General features: G+C 75.1%; 1 protein-coding gene. It reads right to left on the reverse strand.

Annotated elements, in window-relative coordinates:
- Window positions 1–2,511, reverse strand: a 2,511-nt coding sequence (locus JAN01S_RS16295; protein WP_068319860.1) for an SMC hinge domain-related protein, incomplete at its 3' end; no start/stop codon positions are given.
- Window positions 2,512–2,648: the final 137 nt, after the last annotated feature.

A 2,648-nucleotide genomic window follows, 5' to 3' on the forward strand; every position in this document is an offset into this window, starting at 1 on the left:
GCGTGCCCGCAGGCGCTCGCGGGCGGCGATCTCGTTGCGGGCGGCGCCCTCGAGCGACTCGGCCCGGCCGTGGAGTGACCTGGCCCGCTCCTCCTTGGTGCGAAGGGAGAGCCGCACCTCGGTCTCCGCGGTGCGGGCGGCGCTCGCCTCGAGCTCGAGACGCTCGCGGTCGTCGGCTGACTCCTCACCCTCGTCCTCGGCGGGGGCGGCGGAGGCGTCCTCGAGACGCTGCTCGAGCTCGGCCAGCTCGGCACGGTCGGCCTCGAGGGCGGTGGCGACGTCGGTGATCTTGGTCCGGGTGCGCTCGGCCTCGGCCCGGGCGGTGCGGGTGGTCGTACCCAGGCCGCCCAGCTGCTCGGCGACCGCGGCCATGCGGGCATCGGACTCGTGCAGGGCCTCCATCGCGGCATCGCGGGCCTCGACGCGCTCGGCGAGCACGTTGCGGGCGGTCGTGAGGGCGAAGGTCGACTCCTCGCTGCGGCGGGTCGCGTCGTCGAGGACCGCGCGGGTCTCGTCGACGGCGGCCTGCAGCTCGAGCAGGCTCGGTGCCGCACTCGATCCGCCACGCACGAAGCCGGGCCCGTAGACGTCGCCGTCCTCGGTGACAGCGGTGAGGTCACCGATCTCGGCGAGCAGCGCCAGCGCAGCCGGGGTGTCACTGACGATGGCGACGCGCTCGAGCACCTGCTCGACCGCGGGGCGCACCGCATCGGGGGCGGTGACGACGTCGAGGGCCCACACGCAACCGTCGGGCAGGTCGGGCCAGCCACTGCGGTCGGAGGGGCGTGCGGTCGTGCCGACGACGAGCGTGGCCCGCCCGGAGTCATCCGTGCGCAGCCGCTCGACCGCGCGGGCGGCGGCGTCGATGCTGCCGACCGCGAGCGCGTTGCCGGCCTGGTCGAGCGCCGCAGCGACAGCGGCCTCGTGGCCACCGCTCACGGCGACGAGCTCGGCGACGGAGCCGAGGATCTCGTGCTCCCCGTCGGCCGCCTCGCGCAGTGCCTCGACCCCGTCCTTGCGGCGCAGGCTGAGCTCGAGGGCCTCGAGGCGCGCCTGCGCGGACTGCCGGTCCCGGTCGGCGGTGCGCCCCGCCTCGACGACCCGCTCGACCTCGTCGGCGGCCTCGTCGTGGGCCGCGGCAGCGCGCTCGTACACCTCGTCGAGGCCCTCTTCGCTCCCTTCCTCGTCGGCGATGGTGCCCTCGAGGCGGTGGAACTCGCGCTCGGCCTCATCGGCCCGGGCGAGCGCGGTGGTGACGATCTCCTCGAGCCGGCCCATCTCGGCCTCGCGGGCCTCGATGCGGGAGCGCCGGGCCCCGACCTGACCGGCGAGCCGAGCCAGGCCCTCGCGCCGGTCGGCGGCGCGCTGGGCCAGCGCGGCGATGCGCTGCTGCTCCGCGGCGAAGGCCTGCTCCAGCCCCTCGCGGGCGGCGACGGCCTCGGCGAGCTCCTCGGTGATCCGAGCGATCTCGGCGCGCAGCTCCTCCTCGTCGGCGCGTGCCCGGGCGGCCTGCTCGCGCAGCGCCTCGGGGTCGCGGCCGCTCGTGGTCTCGACCTCTTCGTCCTGCCCGAGCAGCCGCACCCGCTCGGCGGCGAGCGAGGCCGTGGCCCCGAGCCGGTCGGTGAGCGAGGCCAGGCGGACGGCGCGCTGCTGGGCGGCGGCCAGCTCGGCGGCCGCGGCGGCCCCCGCCTCCTCGTGCTCGGTGATGCGCGTGCGGGCGGCGAGCACGGCCTGCTCCAGCGCGCGGCGCCGCTCGAGCATCGCCTGCTCGTCGGCGACCTCCTGCTCCAGGGCCGAGGTCATGCGCACGAGGTCGTCGGCGAGCAGGCGGAATCGCGCATCCCGCGCATCGGCCTGGATGACCGCGGCCTTGCGGGCCGTCTCCGCCTGGCGGCCCAGCGGCCCGAGCTGGCGTCGGATCTCGGTGGTCAGGTCCGCGACGCGGGAGAGGTTGGCCTCCATCCCGTCGAGCTTGCGGATCGCCTTTTCCTTGCGCTTGCGGTGCTTGAGGACCCCCGCGGCCTCCTCGATGAACCCGCGTCGCTCCTCGGCGGTCGCCCGCAGCACCGCGTCGAGCTGGCCCTGCCCGACGATGACGTGCATCTCGCGGCCGATGCCCGAGTCGGAGAGCAGCTCCTGGATGTCGAGCAGCCGGCAGGACGTGCCGTTGATCGCGTACTCCGAGCCGCCGTTGCGGAACATCGTGCGGCTGATCGTCACCTCGGTGTAGTCGATCGGCAGCGCCCCGTCGCTGTTGTCGATCGTCATCGTCACCTCGGCGCGCCCCAGCGCCGCCCGGCCGGTCGTGCCGGCGAAGATGACGTCCTCCATCTTGCCGCCGCGCAGGGACTTGGCCCCCTGCTCGCCCATGACCCAGGCCAGCGCGTCGACGACATTGGACTTGCCCGAGCCGTTGGGCCCGACGATGCACGTGATGCCCGGCTCCAGGCGCAGGTGCGTCGCCGAGGCGAACGACTTGAAGCCCTTGAGGGTGAGGCTCTTGACGTACACGAGCGGGGCGCTCCTCGGGCCGGTGACTGACGGTTCGGGCCACTGTACTTCCCGGGCCCGCCGGGCACCCTCCTTCGCCGGGGTCCTCGGGCTGGGTGGGCCTTCGTCAGGGTCGGGTCGGCGCTGGCGCCGACCCG

This window comes from Janibacter anophelis NBRC 107843 (assembly GCF_001570945.1).
Taxonomy (GTDB): domain Bacteria; phylum Actinomycetota; class Actinomycetes; order Actinomycetales; family Dermatophilaceae; genus Janibacter; species Janibacter anophelis.